Here is a 21,278-nt window from a genome sequence, read left to right as displayed (position 1 = left end):
TGGGTTCATTCACGAAGGGAGCGCCATGAGCAGGACTGTCCGCGCGCCGCGAGGCACGACGATCACCGCCAAGGGGTGGCCGCAGGAGGCCGCGCTCCGCATGCTCCAGAACAATCTGGATCCGGAGGTCGCCGAGCACCCCGAGCAGCTCGTCGTCTACGGCGGCTCGGGCCGGGCGGCGCGTGACTGGCCCTCGTACGACGCGCTGGTCAGGACGCTCACCACGCTCGAGGGCGACGAGACCCTCCTGGTCCAGTCGGGGCGCCCCGTGGGCGTGTTCCGCACCCACGAGTGGGCGCCCCGGGTGCTCATCGCCAACTCCAACCTGGTGCCCGACTGGGCCAACTGGGAGGAGTTCCGGCGGCTGGAGGCGGCCGGGCTCACGATGTACGGGCAGATGACCGCGGGCTCGTGGATCTACATCGGCACGCAGGGCATCCTCCAGGGCACCTACGAGACGTTCGCCGCCGTGGCCGCCAAACGCTTCGGCGGGTCGCTGGCCGGCACGATCACGCTGACGGCCGGGCTCGGCGGCATGGGCGGGGCCCAGCCCCTGGCCGTCACGATGAACGGCGGCGTGGCCATCTGCGTCGACTGCGACCCGCGCTCGGTGACCCGCCGCATCGAGCACCGCTATCTCGACGTGGCGGCCGACTCGCTCGACGAGGCGCTGCGGCTGGCCTACGAGGCGCGCGACGCCCGCACGCCGCTGTCCGTCGGCGTGGTCGGCAACGCCGCCGAGGCCCTGCCCGACCTGCTGGCCCGCGGCGCCGAGATCGACATCGTCACCGACCAGACCTCGGCCCACGACCCGCTGATGTACCTGCCACTCGGCGTGGCCTTCGAGGAGATGGCGACCGAGCGCGACAAGGACCCGGCCGGGTTCACCGAGCGGGCGCGGGCCTCGATGGCCCGGCACGTCGAGGCCATGGTGGGCTTCAAGGACGCCGGGGCGGAGGTGTTCGACTACGGTAACTCCATCAGGGGCGAGGCCAAGCTGGCCGGCTACGGGCGGGCCTTCGACTTCCCCGGGTTCGTGCCGGCCTACATCAGGCCGCTGTTCTGCGAGGGGAAGGGGCCGTTCCGCTGGGCCGCGCTGAGCGGCGACCCGGCCGACATCGCCGCCACCGACCGGGCCATCCTGGAGCTGTTCCCCGACAACGAGCCCCTGGCCAGGTGGATCAGGAAGGCCGGGGAGAAGGTGCACTTCCAGGGGCTGCCGGCCCGGATCTGCTGGCTGGGCTACGGCGAGCGGAACGTCGCGGGCGAGCGCTTCAACGACATGGTCGCCTCCGGAGAGCTCCAGGCGCCCGTCGTGATCGGGCGCGACCACCTCGACAGCGGCTCGGTCGCCTCCCCCTACCGCGAGACCGAGGCCATGGCCGACGGCTCCGACGCGATCGCGGACTGGCCGCTGCTCAACGCCATGCTCAACACGGCCTCGGGCGCCGCCTGGGTGTCCATCCACCACGGGGGCGGGGTCGGCATCGGGCGCTCCATCCACGCGGGCCAGGTGACGGTGGCCGACGGCACCGCGCTGGCCGGGGAGAAGCTCAACCGGGTGCTCACCAACGACCCCGGCACCGGGGTCATGCGGCACGTGGACGCGGGCTACGACGAGGCCGCCGAAGTGGCCGACGCGCGGGGGGTCCGCATCCCGATGCGGGAGTCCTGACCTCTTTCGTGACCGGAGGGAGGGATGAGAATGCCGGGTCGGGGGCGTTGGAGGTGGCGTGGCGGACGGATATCACACGGGGCTCGACGTGCTGCTGGACGGGCGGAGACTGTCGCCGGTGCAGCGGCGGATCGCGCACTATCTCGGCGAGCACCTGGATGAGGCGATCTTCCTGTCCAGCGTGGAGCTGGCGGAGCGGGCCGGGGTGAGCCAGCCCTCCGTGACCAGGTTCGCCATGGTGCTGGGGTTCGCCGGCTATCCCGAGCTGCGGCAGGCGCTGCGGCCGCTCGTGCTGGGCGGCAGCGCGGAGGCGCCGCAGGAGAGCCTGCTGCGCGGGGCCATCGACGGCGAGATCCGCAACCTGGCCCTGGTCAGGGAGCGGCTGACGGCGTTCCCGCTCAAGGAGCTGGGCGAGCAGCTCGCCGCGACCGAGCCGCTGTGCGTGCTGGGGCTGCGTGTGTCCTGCGGGCTGGCGACCACCTTCGCCTACTACGCCCGGCGCATCCACCCCGACGTGCGCCTGCTCACGCACGGCGGGTCCGAGCTGGCCGACGGGCTGCACGCGGCGCGCCGGGCCGGGGCCGAGTGGGTGGTGGCCGTGGTGCTGCCGCGCTATCCGGCCGAGGTCGTGCAGGCCCTGGAATACGCCGAGAAGCTGGGCCTGCGGGTGGCGGCCATCACCGACAAGGCCGGCTTCCCGGCCGAGGTGGTGCTCGACGCGCCCGTGGGCGACCGGCTGGTGTTCGACTCGCACGCGGCGCCGCTCGCGCTGGCCATGGCCCTGGTGGAGGCCATGGCCGACGCGGCGCCCCTGCGTACGCAGGCCCGGCTGGAGGAGTACGAGCGGATGACCGACGAGACCGGCACGTTCCTACCCGGCGATCTTCCTTAGCGACCGCATCGACCAGATGGTGGTGAGCACCGCCAGCGTGATGAACACCGCGAACGCGATCGGGATCGACGAGTCCGTGAGCTGCCCGTAGAACAGCGCACGCCCGGCCTCCACCGCGTGGTAGAGCGGGTTGGCCGGGGCCAGGAACTTCATCCAGTCGGGCGCGAACGAGATCGGCACGAACAGCCCGGCCAGCAGCATGATCGGCAGCATGAACAGGTTGAGGGTCTGCGACATGCCGTTCTCGTCGCGCACGGTCAGCGCCAGCCCCTGGGAGAGCCCGGAGGCGAACAGCCCGGTGGCGGCCATGAGCAGCAGCACCAGCACGAGCTCCAGGGCCCCGATCCTGACACCCATCGCGATGGCCACGACCAGTACGAGGACCGCCTGGCAGACCAGCAGGACCATGTCCTTGGCCACCCGGCCGAGCACGATGGCCGGCCGCCAGGCGGGGCTGACGGCGTACCGTTCGAGGGAGCCGTTGCGCAGCTCGGCGATCAGCCCGAAGCCGGAGAACATCGACCCGAACACCGCGATCATCATCATCGACGCCGGCGTGAACATGCGCAGGGCGTCGACCGTGGTGCCGCCCGGCGTCATGGTCTTCAGCAGGGGCGCGAACATCAGCAAATAGAGAATGGGCTGCAAGATTCCGAACAGCGGCCAGATCGGGTTGCTGAACGCCTTCTTCAGTTCGTAGCCGGTGAACAGGACGGCATGGCGGATCATGCGGCGGCTCCCGCGTCGCGAAGGGTACGGCCGGTCTTGGCCAGGAAGACGTCGTCGAGCGTGGAGCGGTCGAGCGCGATCGAGCTCAGGCGCAGGCCCTGCTCCTCCAGCGCCCGCAGCAGCGCGGGCAGGGTGTGCTCGCCGTCGTCGGCGTAGACGCGCAGCAGGTCGTCGTCGACGCGGGTCTCGCGGGCCAGCGGCTTGAGCGTCTCCGCCGCCCGTTCGGGATCGTCCACGCGCAGCGTGATCACGTCGCCGGAGACCTCCCGCTTGAGGTCGCCGGGGGTGCCCTCGGCCACGACCTGGCCGTGGTCCACGATCATCAGCCGGTCGCACAGGGCGTCGGCCTCGTCGAGGTAGTGGGTGCTGAGCAGCACGCTCGTGCCCGCGTCGCGGAGCTGCCTGATGCGGTCCCACAGGTTGGCCCGGTTCTGTGGGTCGAGGCCCGTGGTGGGCTCGTCGAGGAAGAGCAGCGGCGGGTTGTGCACCAGCCCGATCGCGATGGCCACGCGCCGCTTCTGCCCGCCCGACAGCGTACGGCCGGGGCGGTCGGCCAGCTCGACGAGGTCGAACCGGTCGAGCACGTCGGCGGTCGCCTGCTTCGGGTCGGGAACGGCGTGGATCTTGGCGGCCATCATGATCTGGGTCCGTGCGCTCGTGGTGTCCTCCACCCCGCCGGCCTGGCTCACGTAGCCGAGGTTGCGGCGGACACCGGCGGCCTCCTTGAGCAGGTCGTGGCCCGCGATGGTGGCCGTGCCCGCGTCGGGGACGATCAGGGTGGACAGCATCCTGATCGTGGTGGTCTTGCCCGCGCCGTTCGGCCCGAGCACACCGAAGATCTCGCCCTTCTCGACCTCGAGGTCCACGCCGCGTACGGCCTCGACGGTCTGGGCGCCTTTCCTGCTCCTGGTGGTGAACGTCTTCCGCAGGCCGCTCGCCTGAATGATCATTGGGGGGTTCAGCTCCTTCATGGCAACTGGTCGGCCTCGACCCGGGCTATCGCCTGCTCCACCCATTCGAGCTGGGCCTGGAACATGGCCCGCTGGAGGCCGAGGTTCTCACCGACGTGCTGGGGGGCTCCGTGGGCGTGCTTCACGCCCGTCATGTGTCCCATGGTCTCGACGCGCATCCTGAGCTGGGCCATCCTGCCATGCAGAGCGTCCAATATCTCCTGCTTTTCCAGCCGGTCCATGAACGTCATCGCCACCTGGAACGGGTCGACGATGGGCCTCAGCTCGTGCCAGGCGCCCAGCAGCAGCCGGTGGAACTCGGTCCGGCCGAGATCAGTGAGCGCGTAGACGACCTTGCCGCCCTTGCCCGCCTCCACGACCTCCAGCAGGCCCTCGTCGGCCATCTTGCCCAGGCCGTGGTAGATCGAGCCGAAGGCGACGTTCGTCCAGCTCTCGACGCCCATCACCTCGAGACGGCGGCGGACTCCGTAGCCGTTCATGGGGCCGTCCAGCAGGGCGCCAAGGATCAGGATCCGTGTCGAAGACATGTGTTCAAGTTTGTATGCAAATTTGAATAAGTGTCAAGGTCAATAAGCTGCCCCTCATGACTGAACGACCAAGGGCGCTGGTCACAGGCGCTTCCCGGGGCGTCGGCGCGGCCGTCGCGCGGGCCCTGGCCCCGACGTACGACGTCCTCCTCGGCGGCCGGGACGAGCGGGCCCTGGCCGCGCTGGCCGACGAACTGCCCGGCGCGCGGCCGTGGCCGGTGGAGCTGACGCGGGTCACGGCGGCCGACGTCGCGGGCATCGACCGGCTCGACGTGCTCGTCCACAGCGCCGGGATCGGCGTGCTCGGCAGGATCGCCGACCAGCCCGCCGACGTGTGGCGCACGACCATGGAGGTGAACGTCATCGCGGTCGCCGAGCTCACCAGGCTGCTCCTGCCCGCGCTCAGGGAGGCCGGCGGGCACGTCGTGTGCGTCAACTCGGGGTCGGGGCAGCGGGCCAACCCCGACTGGGCGTCGTACGCGGCCAGCAAATTCGCGCTGAAGGCGTTCGCCGACGCGCTGCGGCTGGAGGAGCCCGCGATCAGGGTCACGACCGTCTACCCGGGCCGGACGGCCACCGACATGCAGCGGGGGGTGCGGGCGTACGAGGGCGGGGAGTTCGAGCCCGAGAAATACCTGAAGCCGGAGACCGTGGCGCGGGCGCTGATGGCCGCTCTGACCGCCGGGCCCGACGCCCACCTCACCGAGCTGACGGTCCGGCCGCGGGGCGGTCCCGTCAACTGAATGGTTCCATTCACTACAGTGGGGTCCATGCTTGAGCCACTCGCGCACATCGGACGAGATCAGAAGACCGGCGGCTACCTGCGGGACGCGTGGTCGGACGCGGACCTGGAACTGCGCGAGTGGTTCGCGGGCGAAGCCCGGCGCAGGGGCCTCGACCTGCACGAAGACCGCAACGGCAACCTCTGGGCGTGGTGGGGCGACCCGTCGGCGGGCCGCCCCGGCGTGGTGACCGGGAGCCACCTGGACTCGGTGCGGCAGGGCGGCGCCTACGACGGGCCGCTCGGCGTCGTGTCGGCTTTCGCCGCGCTCGACCTGCTGAAAGACCGGGGCGTGACGCCGTCCGTCCCGCTGGGCGTCGCCTGCTTCACCGACGAGGAGGGCGCCAGGTTCGGCGTCCCCTGCATGGGATCACGGCTGCTCACGGGCGCGCTCTCGCCGGAGAAGGCGCTCGGGCTGACCGACGACGACGGCGACACGCTGGCCGACGTCATGAAGCGGACCGGGCGCGACCCGTCCGCGCTCGGGCGCGACGACGAGACGCTGGCCGCCGTCGGCACGTTCGTCGAGCTCCACGTCGAGCAGGGCCGCGGGCTCGTGACCGAGGGGCGTCCCGTGGGCGTGGCGAGCGCGATCTGGCCGCACGGGCGCTGGCGGTTCGACTTCCACGGCCGGGCCGACCACGCGGGCACCACCAGGCTGGCCGACCGCGACGACCCGATGCTGCCGTTCGCCCGCATGACCCTGGCCGCCAGGCAGGCGGCCGAGCGGCTCGGCGTGGTCGCCACGGTCGGCAAGATCCGCGTCTCGCCCGGCAACGCCAACGCCATCCCCGGCCTGGTCTCGGCCTGGCTCGACGCCCGCGGCGCGGACGAGCGGGCCGTGCGCGACCTGGTCGCCGGGCTCGCGGGTACGGCGAGCGAGGTGAGCGAGGAGTCCTGGACACCGGTCGTCGGCTTCGACGCGGCGCTGCGGGACCGGCTGGCCCGGGTGGCCGGCGGCGACACGCCCGCGCCGATCCTGCCCACCGGGGCCGGGCACGACGCCGGAATCCTGGCCACGGCGGGCGTCCTGAGCGCGATGTTGTTCGTCAGGAACCCCACCGGCGTGTCCCACGCCCCTGACGAGCATGCCGAGCGGGCAGACTGCGAGGCGGGAGTCGTGGCACTCGCGGACGTGCTGGAGGATCTGTGTCGCTGACCTACTGGTGCGAGCAGGCCTGGCTGCCCGACGGGGTCGCCCGTGACGTGCTCGTCGAGATCGACGGCCCCCGGATCACCCGCGTCGAGCAGGGCCCGCCCGGCTCGGCCGAGCGGCTGACGGGGCTCACGATCCCCGGCCTGGCCAACGCCCACTCCCACGCCTTCCACCGCGCCCTGCGCGGCGCCACCCAGGAGGGCAAGGGCGACTTCTGGACCTGGCGCACCCGGATGTACGAGGTCGCCGACCGCCTCGACCCCGACTCCTACCTGCGCCTGGCCAGGGCCGTCTACGCCGAGATGGCGCTGGCCGGGGTGACCTGTGTGGGCGAGTTCCACTACCTGCACCACGACCGCGACGGCCGCCCCTACACCGACCCCAACGCCATGGGCCACGCCCTCGTCCAGGCCGCCAGGGACGCGGGCCTGCGCATCGCGCTGCTCGACACCTGCTACCTGACGGGCGGCATCGGCGCGCCGCTGTCCGGGGCGCAGGTGCGCTTCGGCGACGGGTCCGCCGAGCGCTGGGCCGCCAGGGCCGAGGACCTCGCGGCGGCCTACGAGGGGCAGCCCGACGTCGAGATCGGCGCCGCCGTCCACTCGGTGCGGGCGGTGCCGCCCGAGCAGATGCCGGTCGTGGCCGAGTTCTCCCACCGCCACGCGGCCCCCCTGCACGTCCACGTCTCCGAGCAGCGGGCGGAGAACGCGGCCTGCGTCGAGATGTACGCCGCCACGCCCGTCCAGGTGCTGCACGAACGCGGCGCCCTGGGGCCGCGCTCGACCGCCGTCCACGCCACCCACCTGACCGAGGTGGACGTCGAGCTGCTGGGGCACTCGCGGTCGTACATGTGCATGTGCCCCACCACCGAACGCGACCTCGCCGACGGCATCGGCCCGGCCAGGACGGTGTCCGAGAAGGGCGCGCAGATCACGCTCGGCTCCGACAGCCACGCGGTGATCGACCTGTTCGAGGAGGCCAGGGCGGTGGAGCTGAACGAGCGCCTGGCCAGCGAGAGACGCGGCCACTGGCGCGCCGCCGACCTGCTCACCGCCGCCACGGGCGCGGGCCACACCTCGCTCGGCTTCCCCGACGCGGGCCTGCTCGTGCCCGGCGCCTGGGCGGACCTCGTCTCGGTCCGGCTCGACTCGGTCCGTACGGCGGGCGCCGACGGCCTCGAGGCCGTCGTCTACGCGGCCACCGCCGCCGACGTGCACTCGGTGATCTCCGGCGGTCGCCGCGTGGTCACGGGCGGCCGCCACCTGCTCGGCGAGATCGGCCCGCTGCTGGCCGAGGCGATAGGAGACCTGCGATGACCACGACCTTGATCGACCAGATCGGCCTGCTCTACACCGGTGACCCCGGGCGCGAGGAGATCGCGGACGCGGCGCTCGTCGTCGAGGACGGCCTGGTCGCCTGGGCGGGCCCGGCCGCCGAGGCACCCGACGCCGACGAGCGGGTGGACGTGGAGGGCCGCGCCGTCATCCCCGGCTTCGTGGACAGCCACGCCCACCTGATCTTCGCGGGCGACCGCACGGCCGAGTTCCAGGCGCGCATGTCCGGCGAGCCCTACACCGGCGGCGGCATCAGGACCACGGTCGCCGCCACCCGCCGGGCCGGCGACGCCGAGCTGGCCACGCACGCGCTCACCCTGGTGAACGAGATGCTCGCGCAGGGCACGACCACCGTGGAGATCAAGAGCGGCTACGGCCTGTCCGTCGAGGACGAGCGCCGCTCGCTGGAGATCGCCACCTCGCTGACCGACGAGAGCACGTTCCTGGGCGCGCACGTCGTGCCCGCCGGCGTGGACGCCGACTCCTACGTGCGGCTGGTCGCCGGGGAGATGCTCCAGACGTGCGCCCCCTACGCCAAGTGGGTGGACGTGTTCTGCGAGCGGGGCGCGTTCGACGGAGACCAGACCAGGGAGATCCTGACGGCCGGGCTGAAGGCGGGGCTCGGGGTGCGCGTGCACGCCAACCAGCTCACCGAGGGGCCGGGGGTGCGGATCGCGTGCGAGCTGGGCGCGGCCTCGGCCGACCACTGCACCCATCTGACGGCGGCCGACGTGGAGGCGCTGGCCTCGTCGGAGACGGTGGCGACGCTGCTGCCGGGGGCCGAGTTCTCGACGCGGTCGCCATACCCGGACGCGCGGCGGCTGATCGACGCGGGCGCGACGGTGGCGCTGGCGACCGACTGCAACCCGGGGTCGTCGTTCACGTCGTCGATGGCGTTCTGCGTGGCGCTGGCCGTACGCGAGATGCGGATGACGCCGCTGGAGGCGATCAGGGCGGCGACGTACGGAGGGGCACGCGCGCTGCGCCGTACGGACGTAGGCTGGCTGCGGCGCGGAGCCCGCGCGGACCTCGTCGTCCTCGACGCCCCCTCCTATGTGCATCTGGCCTATCGCCCCGGCGTTCCCCTCGTTCACCAGGTGTTTCAGGGCGGTCTCCTCCTTTAGGAGGACATCCAGAACCCTCCCTCGGTCGTAGTGCTTTAGGGAATCTTTGCTACTGGCCGGACGTTGGCCGGGTATAGAACGCAGCTGCGGAACGAGGTGCCTGGGGATGGCAAGGCCTACGGGGAGTCGCACGCAGGAGCAGCATGTCGCTGATCGCGATCTGCTGGGGACCTACCTGGCCGAAATCGGCAAGGTCCCGCTGCTCACGGCGGAGGAAGAGGTGGAGCTCGCCAAGCGGATCGAGGCGGGCCTCTTCGCCGAGCAGCTGCTCGACGGCGGGGGCACGGAGCCGCGCATCGGGGACGCGGCCGACGAGGAGCTGGAGCGGCTGGCCATTTCGGGCCAGCGCGCCAAAGACGAGTTCATCCAGGCCAACCTGCGCCTGGTCGTGGCGGTGGCCAGGAAATACTCCGGCCGGGGGATGCCGCTGATCGACCTGGTCCAGGAGGGGAACCTGGGCCTGGTGCGGGCGGTGGAGAAGTTCGACTACCGGCGGGGATACAAGTTCTCCACCTACGCCACATGGTGGATCCGGCAGTCGGTGGGCCGGGCCATCCACGAGCAGGCCCGCCCGGTGCGCCTCCCGACGCACGCCGGGGAGCAGATGACCCGGCTGATGCGGGTGCGGCGCGACATGCTGGCGGAGTTCGACGCCGAGCCGACCGACGACGACCTCGCCGGCATCCTCGACCTGCCGATCGAGCGGGTGCGCGAGCTGCGGCGGTGGGCCTCCGACCCCGTCTCCCTCCAGCTCGGCGTGGGCGACGAGGACGAGACCGAGCTCGGCGACATGATCGCCGACGAGACCTGGGCCGACCCCGAGCAGCAGGCCATCGACATCCTGGAGCGCGAGCGCCTCGACCAGTGGCTGACCGGGCTCGAGGGCGACACCAGCGAGATGCTGCGCTGGCGCTACGGGCTGGTCGACGGCCGCGAGCACACGCTGACCGAGGTCGGCGAGCGCTACGGCATCGGCCGCGACCGGGCCCGCCGCATCGAGCGCGACGCCCTGGCCCGCCTCCGCAAGATGGCCACCGCGGCGGCCTGAGCCCCCCACACACGCACACCCGCGCGGCCTCAACACCCGCGCGGGTCTGGCATGCGCAGGTGAAGCCCATGCAGGCTCGCGCAGGAGTGGCTCGCGCAGGTGTGGCCCGCGCGCGTCCGGGTGGTCAGTCCTCGCGTAGGAGGCGGCGGAGGAACTCCTCGACGGCCGCCTCCGCGTGGGAGTGGTCGCCGCCCCTGGCGACCAGCAGGGCGCTCTCGTTGACGGCGGCCAGCAGCATGTGCGCGTGCAGGTCGAGATGCTCGGCAGGCACCGCGCCCGTCGCCCCCAGCGCCGCCTTCAGCATGCCGAACGAGTAGCGCTCCTCCAGCGCGCGCCACCGTTCCCACCCCAGCACCGAGGGCGCGTCGATGAGCACGATGCGCTTGACCACCGGGTCGCCCGCGAGCCTGATCCAGGCCAGCACACCCGTCCGCAGCGCCGCCGCCGGGTCCTTGATGCCCCTGATCGCCTGCACGATCTTGACGCCGACGGCCGACTCCGTGGCCTCCAGCACCGCCTCGAACAGCGCCTCCTTGCCCGCGTAGTGGTGGTAGAGCGCCCCCCTGCTCAGCCCCGACTCCTGCAGCACCGTCTCGATCGAGGTGTCGTCGTAGCCGCGCTCGGCGAACAGCCGCGTCGCGATCGCCAGGACCTTGTCGCGAGTGGCCGCGCCGCGCTCCGCCTTGAGGTTCATGAATCCACCATAGACAAACCGACTATCAGTCGGTAATTTCATAGACCGACAGTCGGTTTGTAATCCGGGAGAGATCATGGACCTTACCTATGTGGACGTCGGGCAGGGCCCGGTCGCCCTGTTCGTGCACGGCGTCGGCACCAGCTCCCACCTGTGGCGCAACGTCATCGCCGGGCTCCGCGACGAGCGCCGCTGCGTGGCCGTCGACCTGCCGCTGCACGGCGGCAGCCCCGCCCGCGACGACCTGTCCATCCCCGCGCTCGCCGAGGCCGTCGAGGAGCTCTGCGAGCACCTCGGCCTCAGCGAGGTGGACCTCGTCGCCAACGACACCGGCGGCGCGGTGGCTCAGGTCTTCGCCGTACGCCACCGCGAGCGCCTGCGCACGCTCACCCTCACCAACTGCGACGTGCACACCAACACGCCGCCCGAGGCGTTCAAGCCCGTCGTCGACCTCGCGGCCAGGGGCGAGCTGGCTCCGCTCACCGCCTCCCTGCTCGACCAGCCCGAGCTGGTGGCGCGGACCGCCTTCGGCGACGGTTACGAGCGCATCGACGACCCGGCGGCGCTGGTGGAGGCGTACCTGCGGCCGATCTTCGCCAAGCCGGACGGGGGCCGCGCGTTCGAGCGGCTGCTGACCTCCATCGACGCCAAGGACCTGATCGCCATCGAGCCGCAGCTCACCGTGCTGACCGTGCCGACGCTCGTGGTCTGGGGCACGGGCGATGTGTTCTTCGACGTGAGCTGGGCCCGCTGGTTGCGCGACACGATCCCCGGCGTCAGGGAGATCGTCGAGATCGAGGGCGGGCGACTGTTCTTCCCCGACGAGCGGGCCGCCGAGCTGGTGCCGCACCTTCGCCGGTTCTGGGCCCAGCCGTAGGATCGCCCCCATGCACCTCGAGACCCTGCGCCGCTACCCCGTCAAGTCGATGCTGGGGGAGGAGGTCGCCGAGAGCGAGGTGACCGAGCGGGGGCTCGCCGGAGATCGGGCGCGGGCGGTCCTCGACGTCGCGACCGGGAAGATCGCCAGCGCGAAGAACCCCCGGCTCTGGCGCGGCCTGCTGACGGTCGAGGGCGCGGCGCCGCCCGGCGACGCGGAGCTGTCGGAACTGCTCGGGCGCGAGGTCCGGCTGATCGACGTGCCGCCGGAGGGCGCCGAGTTCGAGCGGTCGGTGCCGGAGCGGGTGCTGGCCGAGGGGATCGAGGCCGAGGTGCCCTACACCGTGGGGACGCTGGGAGGTGCCGCGCCCGCGGGCACGTTCTTCGACTTCGCGCCGATCCACCTGATCACCACCTCGGCCGTTGGGCGCATCGGCGCGCTCAGCCCGCGCGGGCACGTCGAAGCCCTCCGCTACCGGCCGAACCTGGTGATCGCGACGGAGGCCGAGGGCTTCGTGGAGAACGACTGGGCGGGCCGGGAGCTGCGCATCGGTGACGAGGTGGTGCTGCACGTCATCGTGGCCAGCCCGCGCTGCGCCATTCCGACGCTGGCGCACGGCTCCCTGGAGCGCGACACCGAGGCGTTGCGCACGGTGGCCAGGCACAACCGGGTGCCGGTGTTCGACCTGGGGCCGCAGGCGTGCGCGGGGGCGTACGCGCGGGTGCTGCGGCCCGGCCGGATCAGGAAGGGCGACCGCGTCACACCAGCGGCGTGAGGTACTTGTCCAGGTCGTCGAGGATCTTGCCGGCGGCCGTCACGCCGATGCCGAGCATCCAGATCTCGTCGTCCACGTTGTGGGCGTTGCCCGACTTGACCGCCTTGAGGTTCTTCCACAGCGGCCCGCCGGTCACCGTGGCCTGCGACTTGGCGGCGGCCTCACCGTACGCGGTGTAGAAGACGGCATCGGCGTCGGCCTGGGCGATGTTCTCCTGGCTCAGCTTGCCGAAGCGCTTGTCCTCCTGAGCGGCGAGCTGCTGCACCTCGGGCCTGGGGACGCCCGCGTCGCCCACCACGATGCCGCTGAACGACTCGGGCCCGTACATGCGGATTTCGGTCGGCATGAAGCGCACGATGCTCACCTGCAGTTTCGAGAACTTGGCGCCCACCTCCTTGGCCCGCGTCTCGTAGCTCGAGAGGAGCTGCTGGGCCTGGTCCTTCTTGCCCAGCGCCTCGGCGTCGAGCAGGAAGTTCTCCTTCCAGGTGATGCCGACCCGCTCGGTGAACACGGTCGGGGCGATCTTGCTGAGCTTGTCGTAGAAGGTGGCCTGCCGGAACTTGGTGCCCAGGATCAGGTCCGGCTTGAGCGCCATGATGGCCTCGATGTTGAGCTGCTGCAGGGTCCCGACGGCCTTGGTGTTCGACAGGGCCGAGCCGAGGTATTTCGGCCAGGCCTGGTTCTGCTGGGCTTGGGCCGCGCCGACGGGGGTGAGGCCGAGCGAGACCATCGTGTCGAGCTTGTCCGTGTCGAGCACGATGACCCGCTTCGGGGTCATCGGCACCTTGGTCTCACCCATCGCGTGCTTGACGGTCCGGGTGGGGCCCGTCTCCTGGGAGGTGGTCGAGGTGCCACAGGCGGCTAGGGAGAGGAGAGGGAGCATGGCGGCTATGGCCAGGCTGAGTCGCATGGGCATTCCTTGGTCGCTTAGGTAAGGCAAGCCTAATTATTCCATGCCGGATCTAGCGCTTCCTAAATCGGCCGCGTGAGAAGCCCGAAACCACCACGAAACACCAGCGCGGCGAGATTCACGAATGTGAAACACGCCTGGTCGAGCCATGAAACCCCAGGAGAACACGCTGTGGCCACACGTCACATGTAAGGAGGGTCGCTTCGATGATCGACAGCGGCACTACTGCCTGGATGCTGGTATGCACCGCCCTGGTGCTGCTGATGACTCCGGGCCTCGCGTTCTTCTACGGGGGCATGACCAGGGCCAAGAGTGTCCTCAACATGATGATGATGTCGTTCGTCAGCATCATCGTCGTGACGGTCGCTTGGGTGCTGTACGGCTACTCCCTCGCCTTCGACACCGCCGGGGACGGTTCCGGCTTCATCAACAAGATCGTCGGAGGACTTGACTACGTCGGCCTGAGCGGGGTCTTCAACGCCGTTTACGAAGGTCTCATCGTTGAGGGCGGCAACGTGACGGCCGAGGCCGCCGCGGCGGACAACTTCCCGCTGATGGTGTTCTCCGCCTTCCAGCTCACCTTCGCCGTCATCACCGTCGCGCTGATCAGCGGCGCGATCGCCGACCGGGCCAAGTTCGGCGCCTGGGTGCTGTTCTCGCTGGTGTGGGCCACGGTGGTCTACTTCCCCGTCGCTCACTGGGTCTGGGGCGGCGGCTGGCTCACCCAGCTCGGCATCGAGGACTTCGCCGGCGGTACGGTCGTCCACATCAACGCGGGTGCCGCCGCGCTCGCGCTCGCGCTCGTCCTGGGCAAGCGCCAGGGCTGGCGCAAGGAGCCCATGCGGCCGCACAACCTGACCCTGGTGCTGCTCGGCACCGGCCTGCTGTGGTTCGGCTGGTTCGGCTTCAACGCCGGCTCCGAGCTCGCCCCCGACCAGACCGCCGGTTTGGCGTTCATGAACACCCAGGTCGCGACCGCCGTGGCCGCGGGCGCCTGGATGATCGTGGAGAAGCTGCGCGACGGTCACGCGACCACGCTCGGCGTCGCATCCGGCGCGGTGGCCGGTCTGGTGGCCATCACGCCCGCCTGTGGTTTCGTCGACCCGTGGGCCGCCGTGGTCATCGGCCTGCTCGCCGGTGTGGGCTGCGCCTACGCCGTGGGCCTGAAGTACAAGATGGGCTACGACGACTCTCTCGACGTGGTCGGCGTGCACCTGGTCGGCGGTGTGATCGGCGCCATCGCGCTGGGCTTCGTGGCGGCCTACCCGTTCCTGCCCGGCCAGAACAAGGGCATCCTGATCGAGGGCGGGCAGGTCAGCCAGCTCGGCCTCCAGGTGCTCGGCCCGATCGCGGTCGGCGGCTACTCCTTCGTGGTCTCCTGGATCATCGGTAAGATCATCGACAAGACGATGGGCTTCCGGATTCCCGAGGAGGCCGAGGTGGCCGGTGTCGACGTCTCGACCCACGCCGAGACCGGTTACGACCTCGGCACGGTTTACGCCTCCGGCGTGAGCTCCCTCAACGGTCCCGCCGCTCCCGCTCCCAAGAAGGTGGACGCATGAGGCTCATCACCGCGATCATCAAGCCCTTCAAGCTGGATGACGTGAAGGCCGCACTGGAACAGTTCGGCGTCAAGGGAATGACCGTCAGCGAGGCCAGCGGCTACGGCCGCCAGCGCGGCCACACCGAGGTGTACCGCGGCGCCGAATACCAGGTGGACCTGGTGCCCAAGGTGCGCCTCGAGGTGCTCATCGAAGAGGACGACGCCGAGGACGTGATCGACGTCATCGTCAAGGCGGCGCACACCGGCAAGATCGGCGACGGCAAGGTCTGGTCCGTGCCGGTGGACACCGTCATCCGTGTACGCACGGGAGAACGGGGTCCGGAAGCCCTGTGATGTCCGCGACGCGAAACCCTGACAACGGCGTCCGGGTGGAGCACTGCAGGGTATCCACGATGGATCCGCGGCGAAGCCCGGACAACGGCGTCCGGGCGGAGCTCGGCAAGGGGGCAGCACGGTGAGGGGAGAGGCCCGCTCGTACGCCGCGGCCCGCAAGGAGCGGGCGGCGGACACCGATCGCTGGCTCAAGGATCTCTTCCGCACGGCGAGCGATGGCGACCACGTCTCACTGGTCGCCGTCGGGAGCCTGGGAAGGGGCGAGCTGGCCCCGGGCAGCGACCTCGACCTGGTGCTGCTCCACAACGGCCGGGCCGACGTGGCCAGGATCGCCGACCGGATCTGGTATCCGATCTGGGACTCGGCGGTCAATCTCGACCACTCCGTGCGGACGGTGGATGAGGCGGTCTCCGTCGCCAGGCAGGATCTGAAGGCCGTGCTCGGTCTCATCCAGGCCAGGCACGTGGCCGGCGACCCCGAGCTGACCAAGAAGGCCAGAGAGGCGGTGCTGGCCGAATGGCGCGCCGACTCCAGGCGCAGGCTCGGCGAGCTGCGTGACGCCGCCGACAAGCGCGCCCAGACCAGCGGCGAGCTGGCCTTCCTCCTCGAGCCCGACCTCAAGGACGGGCGCGGCGGGCTGCGCGACGTCCAGGCCATGCAGGCGGTGGCCGCCGCGTGGGTCGCCTCGGCGCCGGGTCCCCGGGCGCGGGAGGCCTACGAGTTCATCCTCGACGTGCGGCACGCGCTGCACATCGTCACCGCCCGCGGCACCGACCGGCTGGTGCTGCAAGAGCAGGACGCGGTGGCCGGGCTGCTCGGCCTGCTCGACGCCGAGGCGCTGATGCGCAGGCTCGCCGAGGCCGGGCGCACCGTCTCCCATGCTTTCGACGCCACCTGGCGCACCGTTGACAGGCTCGTGTCAGGCCCCGCTCCCCGAGGCCGCCGCCCGCTGGCGGACGGCGTGGTCGAGCACGGCGGCGAAGTGGTGCTGGCCAGGGGGATCGACCCCCGCAAGGACCCTGTGCTGGTGCTGCGGGCCGCCGCGGCGGCGGCCGACTCCGGGCTGCCGCTGGCCCCCGCCACCGTCTCGGTCCTCGCAGCTCAGTCGCCCCCGATGCCGGTGCCCTGGCCCGAGGAGGCCCGTGACGCGCTGGTGTCGATCCTCGGCGCCGGCCGCGCCGCCGTGCCCGTGTGGGAGGAGCTCGACCAGGCGGGCATCCTTGTCAAGCTGCTCCCTGACTGGGAACGCGTACGCCACCGTCCCCAGCGCAACCCGATCCACCGCTTCACGGTCGACCGCCACCTGATCGAGGCCGCCGCGAACGCCGCCAGCCACACCCGCGAGGTCTCCCGTCCCGACCTCCTGCTGATCGGCGCGCTCCTGCACGACGTGGGCAAGGGCTGGCCGGGCGACCACTCCGCGACCGGCGAGGTCGTGGTCCGTGACATCGCGACGCGCATCGGCCTGCCCCCGCACGACGTCGAGACGCTGGCCACCGTTGTCCGTCACCACTTGCTGCTTCCCGAGACCGCCACCCGCAGAGACCTCGACGACCCGGTCACGATCGAGAAGGTCGCCGGGACCGTCGGCTCCCGGGAGGTGCTCGACCTGCTGGCCGCGCTGGCGGTCGCCGACGGCAACGCGACCGGCCCGGCCGCCTGGAACGCCTGGAAGGCGGGGCTGGTCGCCGACCTCGTACGCCGCGTCAGATCCGTGCTGGCCGGCTCGCCCCCGCCCAAGCCGCCCACCCTGTCACCCGAGCAGGCCTCGCTCGCCCGGCACGGCGGCGGCGCCATCCGCGTCAACGGGGGAGCGGTCACGGTCGTCGCCCCCGACCGGGTGGGGCTGCTGTGGAGCGCCGCCGGGGTGCTGTCGGCGCACCGGCTCGTCGTGCGCTCCGCGTCGTCCGCGTCCGCCGGGTCCACGGCGGTGATCGAGTTCTCCGTCATCCCCGAGTACGGCTCCCCTCCCGACCCGGCGACCCTGGAGTCCGATCTCCGTCTCGTCCTTGCTGGACGTCTTGACATCGAGCAGCGGCTGGCACGCCGTACACGCGCGATGAGGCCGCCCCGCGTGCCGGTGGCTCCACCCCGTGTGACCTTGGTGGACGACGCCTCGGCCACCGCCACGGTGATAGAAGTCAGGGCTCATGACAGGCCGGGACTTCTGTGGCGTATTGGGCGGGCGTTCGGGGAGTGCGGTCTTGACGTGAGAGCCGCTCGCGTAGAGACTCTCGGCGCGGAGGCGGTGGACGTCTTCTATGTTGTGGACCGCGCTGGTCGCCCCCTCAGCGACGACGCGCAGAGGGCTCAAGTCCGCGATCAAGTCCTGGCCGCACTGCGATAACCAACAGCAAACAACCACTTCGGTCACATTTGTAACGATTGTGCCCGATATGCCTGGTAGGTCAGATTCGGCGGATACCTTGTGGACGGCTTGATGACCCGTTGCTGACGGGATGATTGAGGGGTAGCGGAGCGGTGACTACGGGGAACTCGGGCAGCGGCCTCCCCGCGCAGCGGGACCGCGGCAAGCGGTCACTGCGGCGGCTTGGCCTGCGGAATTGGCGCGTGAGGTGGCGGCTCACCGCGCTCATCCTGGTGCCCACCATCGCCGGCGTGGTGCTCGGGGGAGCGCGCGTGGTCGGCTCGGTCCAGAGCATCGGCGACTACGACCGCACGGCCACCGCCGCCGAGCAGTCCGGCCGCATCCGCGACCTCGTACAGGCCGTCGGGCTGGAGCGTGACACGGGCGGCTGGATCGGCGCCAACCGTGCGATGCGCAAGAAGCTCGCCCCTCAGCTCACCGAGTACAAGGCCTCCGTCGACGCTCTGGTCAAGACCGTGCGCTCCGACCTCGACACGATGGACGACTCCTACGGCCCCCGCGTGGTGAAGGCCGCCGCCCAGGCCAGGTACGACCTCGGCCGCCTGCCCAAGATCAGGACCGAGGGCCAGACCAACACCATCCGGTACGATTTCCTCACCGACACCCTGCTCAAGCTGCACGACGAGCTGAGCCTGATGTCCCAGGACCCGCAGATCATCGGCCAGTTCCGCGCCCTGAGCGCCCTCGCCGCGGCCAAGGAGGAGATCTCCCGCCAGCGCGTCCTGCTCCTGAGGGCCTCCTACGACGACAAGAACGTGGGCGCCAAGGACGTCGAGGCGTTCATCGCCTCCAACGCCCGCCAGCAGAGCGACATCTCGGAGGTCGGCGCCGAGGCGGGCGTCGAGGTCGGCCTGGAGTTGTCCAAGGCGCTGTCGGCCACGCCCGACTACATCAACATCCAGCTCACCAAGTCCCGCGCGGTCACGCTGGTCAGCAGCAGGGCGCCGGGCGTCAGGATCACCGACAACCTGATCTCCGCCAGGGCCGAGCGCGAGGACTGGTTCAACCAGAACACCGCCGCCGTCGGCGTGCTGCGCGGGATCGAGAAGAAGCTGGCCGACCAGGTCAACCTGCGCAGCCAGGAGCTGCGCCAGGCGGAGATCCGCAACGCGATCGTCGCGGGCTCCCTGATCCTGGCCCTGCTGCTGCTCGTCCTGCTCCTGACGGTCGCCATCGCCCGCTCCATGGTCAGCCCGCTGCGCCGGCTGCGCACCGAGGCCCTGGAGGTCGCCGGCTTCCGGCTGCCCGACGTGGTGCGCCAGTTGCGCGTCACCGGCGACGCCTCCGTGAGCGAGGTGCACCCGATCGAGGTCGAGGGCAACGACGAGATCGGTGAGGTGGCCAGGGCCTTCGACCAGGTCCACCGGCAGGCCGTACGCCTGGCGGGCGAGGAGGCCGAGCTGCGCAGCAACATCAGCTCGATGTTCGTCAACCTCTCGCGTCGCACCCAGACGCTGGTCGAGCGGCAGATCTCGCTGATCGACGGCCTGGAGAAGGGCGAGCAGGACGGCACCAGGCTGGCCGACCTGTTCAAGCTCGACCACCTGGCCACCCGTATGCGCCGCAACTCCGAGAACCTCCTGGTCCTCGCCGGCCACGAGGCCACCCGCCGGCGCAGCCAGCCGGCCAAGCTCGTCGACGTCGTACGCGCCGCGCTGTCGGAGGTCGAGGGCTACGAGCGCGTCCAGGTGAAGGTCCACCGGGCCACCTCGGTCCTGGGCAGCGCCGCCAACGACCTCGTCCACCTGGTCGCCGAGCTGGTCGAGAACGCCATCCAGTTCTCCCCGAACAGCTCCCAGGTGATGGTCACCAGCAGCCTCATCGAGGGCGGCGGCGCGCTGCTGTCGGTGAGCGACACGGGCATCAGCATGACCGAGGAGGAGCTGGCCGAGGCCAACCGCCGCCTGGCCGAGCCCCCCGTCGTGGACGTGTCGGTCTCCCGGCGCATGGGTCTGTTCGTGGTCGGCCGCCTGGCGCTGCGCCACGGCATCCGGGTGCAGTTGCGCAAGGGCGAGGGCAACGGTCTGATCGCCATGGTGCTGCTGCCGCCCGCGCTGATCACCGACGGCACCCAGCAACAGCAGCAGTTGCCCCCGCGGCCCGCGTTCGGCGGCGGCGTCGTGCCCAGCCAGCCCGCGGTGCCCGTGCAGAACGGGACGTTCAGGTCGTTCGGCAGTTTCGACTCCTTCGACCCGGGAGCGGCCCGGCCGGCCGGCCCCGAGAACGGCCGCCCGCGGCACAGCGGCCCGGCCAGGTACGGAACCGGCCCGTACGAGTCCGGCCCGGCGCGGCCCGGCGCCTTCGACGGCGGCCCCGCGCGGCCGGGCACCTTCGACAGTGGCCGGCCGGCCACCTTCGACAGCGGCCCGGCACGACCGGGTGCCTTCGACGGTGGCCCGGCGGTCCCCGGCGGGTTCCCCTCCGATCCCGGCAGGGCTGGGATCAACGGGTTCACCGCCGACACCGACGGCGGGTCCTACCGCAGGCAGCCGGCCTCGTTCGACTCCGGAACCTATCCTTCGTACCCCAGCCCGGGTTCAGTGCCATCGGGAAATGGCGCGTTCCAGAATCCGCCGTCGTACCCGACGAACGACGTGCGCAGGCCGGACGCGGCGCCCTCGGTGGACATGTCGCCGATGGAGCAGGAGCAGGAGGAGTTCCTGCCGATCTTCGCTTCGGTGGAGTCGGCGTGGTTCCGCAAGCCGGAGGAACCCGGGCGGCACGCGGCGGGCGGAGGAGAGGCCACGCCCGCGCAAGCCGTACCCTCTGGGGAGGAAGCGTGGCGAACGGCCGCCGATGCCGGATGGCAGGCGGCGGCCGCAGCCAGCGATCCCAGCCTCGGCGGCATCACCGCCGCCGGGCTCCCCAAGCGCACCCCCAAGGCGAATCTGGTGCCCGGCACGGCGAGTCAGCCCGCGCAGGCCCAGCCGCAGCGGCAGGCGCCGGCGCCTCCGGTCTCAGCGGACCGGATGCGCAGCCGGATGGCCAGCTACCAGCAGGGTGTGCGCAGGGGCCGCCAGGAAGTTCGTGGACAGGAGGAACAGAGTGAGTGAGCGTCCCGCCGGGGAGGATGCGTGACAACCCTTAGCCATGAGGCGCACAGGTTCGACTGGCTGATCACCGACTTCGTCCGCAACACGCCGGGAGTCGCGCATGCCGTCGTGGTCTCGGCGGACGGGCTCTGCCTGGCCGCTTCGGAGGGCTTCCCTCCCGACCGGGCCGACCAGCTCGCGGCGGTCTCCGCCGGTCTGCTGAGCCTGACCGTCGGTGCGTCCAGGGTGTTCGAAGGCGGCTCGGTGACGCAGACCGTCGTCGAGATGCAGCGCGGTCTGCTCATCGTCATGGCGATCAGCGACGGCTCCGTTCTCACGGTGCTCGCGGGTCCGGATTGTGACATGGGACTCGTGGCGTACCAAATGACGTTGCTGGTAGACAGAGCTGGGCAAGCGCTCACGCCGGCCTTGCGCGCGGAACTTCAGGCCGCCAGGACCCGGTGATG

19 protein-coding genes are annotated in these 21,278 nt (G+C 71.1%); 14 read left to right on the top strand and 5 right to left on the bottom strand.

Translation table 11 applies throughout. The annotated features are described in order from the left end of the window. The first annotated feature begins 25 nt into the window (after positions 1–25). Positions 26–1,675 (top strand): urocanate hydratase, encoded by a 1,650-nt coding sequence (gene hutU / locus AB0I15_RS03145; protein ID WP_358089273.1) that lies wholly within the window; start codon positions 26–28, stop codon positions 1,673–1,675. A gap of 58 nt (positions 1,676–1,733) precedes the next feature. Further along, entirely contained in the window at positions 1,734–2,567 is an 834-nt protein-coding gene (locus AB0I15_RS03140) for a MurR/RpiR family transcriptional regulator (RefSeq protein WP_358089270.1), read from the top strand. On the opposite strand, the gene AB0I15_RS03135 is transcribed toward AB0I15_RS03140, so the two are convergent. Genes AB0I15_RS03135 through AB0I15_RS03125 form a run of 3 tightly spaced genes read right to left on the bottom strand, consistent with a single transcriptional unit; the run spans position 2,547 to position 4,794 of the window. Further along, positions 2,547–3,296, bottom strand: coding sequence for an ABC transporter permease (locus tag AB0I15_RS03135; RefSeq protein ID WP_358089267.1), 750 nt, complete (start codon positions 3,294–3,296; stop codon positions 2,547–2,549). The genes AB0I15_RS03140 and AB0I15_RS03135 overlap by 21 nt on opposite strands. After that, on the bottom strand, positions 3,293–4,246 hold the full coding sequence (locus AB0I15_RS03130) for an ATP-binding cassette domain-containing protein (protein WP_358089264.1): 954 nt from the start codon (positions 4,244–4,246) through the stop codon (positions 3,293–3,295). Before AB0I15_RS03130 ends, AB0I15_RS03135 begins: the two co-directional genes overlap by 4 nt. A 17-nt stretch (positions 4,247–4,263) precedes the next feature. Then, positions 4,264–4,794, bottom strand: coding sequence for a PadR family transcriptional regulator (locus tag AB0I15_RS03125; RefSeq protein ID WP_358089261.1), 531 nt, complete (start codon positions 4,792–4,794; stop codon positions 4,264–4,266). 56 nt (positions 4,795–4,850) lie between these two features. Here AB0I15_RS03125 and AB0I15_RS03120 point away from each other — a divergent pair, with 56 nt between their 5' ends. From AB0I15_RS03120 to AB0I15_RS03100, 5 genes are all read left to right on the top strand, one after another. Continuing rightward, positions 4,851–5,537 (top strand): SDR family oxidoreductase, encoded by a 687-nt coding sequence (locus AB0I15_RS03120; RefSeq protein WP_358089258.1) that lies wholly within the window; start codon positions 4,851–4,853, stop codon positions 5,535–5,537. A 27-nt stretch (positions 5,538–5,564) separates the two neighbouring features. After that, positions 5,565–6,734: an allantoate amidohydrolase gene (locus AB0I15_RS03115; protein WP_358089256.1), complete on the top strand. Its 1,170-nt coding sequence runs from the start codon at positions 5,565–5,567 to the stop codon at positions 6,732–6,734. Next, the gene (locus AB0I15_RS03110) at positions 6,725–8,047 is read left to right on the top strand and encodes a formimidoylglutamate deiminase (RefSeq protein WP_358089253.1); all 1,323 of its coding nucleotides are present in this window, start codon (positions 6,725–6,727) and stop codon (positions 8,045–8,047) included. Before AB0I15_RS03115 ends, AB0I15_RS03110 begins: the two co-directional genes overlap by 10 nt. After that, on the top strand, positions 8,044–9,189 hold the full coding sequence (hutI, locus tag AB0I15_RS03105; RefSeq protein ID WP_358089250.1) for an imidazolonepropionase: 1,146 nt from the start codon (positions 8,044–8,046) through the stop codon (positions 9,187–9,189). The genes AB0I15_RS03110 and hutI overlap by 4 nt, the downstream gene beginning before the upstream one ends. A 106-nt stretch (positions 9,190–9,295) precedes the next feature. Continuing rightward, entirely contained in the window at positions 9,296–10,237 is a 942-nt protein-coding gene (locus AB0I15_RS03100) for a sigma-70 family RNA polymerase sigma factor (RefSeq protein ID WP_358089247.1), read from the top strand. 124 nt (positions 10,238–10,361) lie between these two features. Here the strand turns inward: AB0I15_RS03100 and AB0I15_RS03095 are convergent, their stop codons facing one another. Beyond that, on the bottom strand, positions 10,362–10,931 hold the full coding sequence (locus tag AB0I15_RS03095) for a TetR/AcrR family transcriptional regulator (RefSeq protein ID WP_358089244.1): 570 nt from the start codon (positions 10,929–10,931) through the stop codon (positions 10,362–10,364). A 76-nt stretch (positions 10,932–11,007) separates the two neighbouring features. Here AB0I15_RS03095 and AB0I15_RS03090 point away from each other — a divergent pair, with 76 nt between their 5' ends. Together AB0I15_RS03090 and AB0I15_RS03085 are read left to right on the top strand one after the other, a co-directional pair. Further along, positions 11,008–11,808: an alpha/beta hydrolase gene (locus tag AB0I15_RS03090; protein WP_358089241.1), complete on the top strand. Its 801-nt coding sequence runs from the start codon at positions 11,008–11,010 to the stop codon at positions 11,806–11,808. Positions 11,809–11,818: 10 nt separating this feature from the next. Next, the gene (locus AB0I15_RS03085) at positions 11,819–12,583 is read left to right on the top strand and encodes an MOSC domain-containing protein (protein ID WP_358089239.1); all 765 of its coding nucleotides are present in this window, start codon (positions 11,819–11,821) and stop codon (positions 12,581–12,583) included. On the opposite strand, the gene AB0I15_RS03080 is transcribed toward AB0I15_RS03085, so the two are convergent. Then, on the bottom strand, positions 12,567–13,493 hold the full coding sequence (locus AB0I15_RS03080; protein ID WP_358089236.1) for an iron-siderophore ABC transporter substrate-binding protein: 927 nt from the start codon (positions 13,491–13,493) through the stop codon (positions 12,567–12,569). The genes AB0I15_RS03085 and AB0I15_RS03080 overlap by 17 nt on opposite strands. A gap of 206 nt (positions 13,494–13,699) precedes the next feature. Here AB0I15_RS03080 and AB0I15_RS03075 point away from each other — a divergent pair, with 206 nt between their 5' ends. From AB0I15_RS03075 to AB0I15_RS03055, 5 genes are all read left to right on the top strand, one after another. Next, a complete protein-coding gene (locus AB0I15_RS03075; protein ID WP_358089233.1) occupies positions 13,700–15,055 on the top strand; it encodes an ammonium transporter in 1,356 nt (451 codons plus the stop codon). Further along, complete coding sequence (locus AB0I15_RS03070) at positions 15,052–15,390, top strand: P-II family nitrogen regulator (protein ID WP_358089230.1); 339 nt, start codon at positions 15,052–15,054, stop codon at positions 15,388–15,390. The genes AB0I15_RS03075 and AB0I15_RS03070 overlap by 4 nt, the downstream gene beginning before the upstream one ends. A gap of 121 nt (positions 15,391–15,511) precedes the next feature. Beyond that, on the top strand, positions 15,512–17,737 hold the full coding sequence (locus tag AB0I15_RS03065) for a [protein-PII] uridylyltransferase (protein ID WP_358089227.1): 2,226 nt from the start codon (positions 15,512–15,514) through the stop codon (positions 17,735–17,737). A 224-nt stretch (positions 17,738–17,961) separates the two neighbouring features. Further along, a complete protein-coding gene (locus AB0I15_RS03060; RefSeq protein ID WP_358089224.1) occupies positions 17,962–20,832 on the top strand; it encodes a nitrate- and nitrite sensing domain-containing protein in 2,871 nt (956 codons plus the stop codon). 21 nt (positions 20,833–20,853) lie between these two features. After that, positions 20,854–21,276: a roadblock/LC7 domain-containing protein gene (locus tag AB0I15_RS03055; protein ID WP_192790678.1), complete on the top strand. Its 423-nt coding sequence runs from the start codon at positions 20,854–20,856 to the stop codon at positions 21,274–21,276. Positions 21,277–21,278: the final 2 nt, after the last annotated feature.

Origin of the sequence: Nonomuraea sp. NPDC050643 (assembly GCF_040654715.1) — a bacterium.
GTDB lineage: Bacteria > Actinomycetota > Actinomycetes > Streptosporangiales > Streptosporangiaceae > Nonomuraea.
The sequence above is the reverse complement of the archived record's forward strand: the minus strand, read 5'-3'. Positions and strand labels throughout refer to the sequence as shown.

Excerpts from the sequence above, each read along its gene's own strand:
- hutU (WP_358089273.1), top strand. The coding sequence starts at position 26 with ATGAGCAGGACTGTCCGCGCGCCGCGAGGCACGACGATCACCGCCAAG.
- AB0I15_RS03100 (WP_358089247.1), top strand. The coding sequence starts at position 9,296 with ATGGCAAGGCCTACGGGGAGTCGCACGCAGGAGCAGCATGTCGCTGAT.
- AB0I15_RS03090 (WP_358089241.1), top strand. The coding sequence starts at position 11,008 with ATGGACCTTACCTATGTGGACGTCGGGCAGGGCCCGGTCGCCCTGTTC.
- AB0I15_RS03095 (WP_358089244.1), bottom strand. The coding sequence starts at position 10,931 with ATGAACCTCAAGGCGGAGCGCGGCGCGGCCACTCGCGACAAGGTCCTG.
- AB0I15_RS03115 (WP_358089256.1), top strand. The coding sequence starts at position 5,565 with ATGCTTGAGCCACTCGCGCACATCGGACGAGATCAGAAGACCGGCGGC.
- AB0I15_RS03125 (WP_358089261.1), bottom strand. The coding sequence starts at position 4,794 with ATGTCTTCGACACGGATCCTGATCCTTGGCGCCCTGCTGGACGGCCCC.
- AB0I15_RS03080 (WP_358089236.1), bottom strand. The coding sequence starts at position 13,493 with ATGCGACTCAGCCTGGCCATAGCCGCCATGCTCCCTCTCCTCTCCCTA.
- AB0I15_RS03085 (WP_358089239.1), top strand. The coding sequence starts at position 11,819 with ATGCACCTCGAGACCCTGCGCCGCTACCCCGTCAAGTCGATGCTGGGG.
- hutI (WP_358089250.1), top strand. The coding sequence starts at position 8,044 with ATGACCACGACCTTGATCGACCAGATCGGCCTGCTCTACACCGGTGAC.
- AB0I15_RS03120 (WP_358089258.1), top strand. The coding sequence starts at position 4,851 with ATGACTGAACGACCAAGGGCGCTGGTCACAGGCGCTTCCCGGGGCGTC.
- AB0I15_RS03130 (WP_358089264.1), bottom strand. The coding sequence starts at position 4,246 with ATGATCATTCAGGCGAGCGGCCTGCGGAAGACGTTCACCACCAGGAGC.
- AB0I15_RS03075 (WP_358089233.1), top strand. The coding sequence starts at position 13,700 with ATGATCGACAGCGGCACTACTGCCTGGATGCTGGTATGCACCGCCCTG.
- AB0I15_RS03070 (WP_358089230.1), top strand. The coding sequence starts at position 15,052 with ATGAGGCTCATCACCGCGATCATCAAGCCCTTCAAGCTGGATGACGTG.
- AB0I15_RS03135 (WP_358089267.1), bottom strand. The coding sequence starts at position 3,296 with ATGATCCGCCATGCCGTCCTGTTCACCGGCTACGAACTGAAGAAGGCG.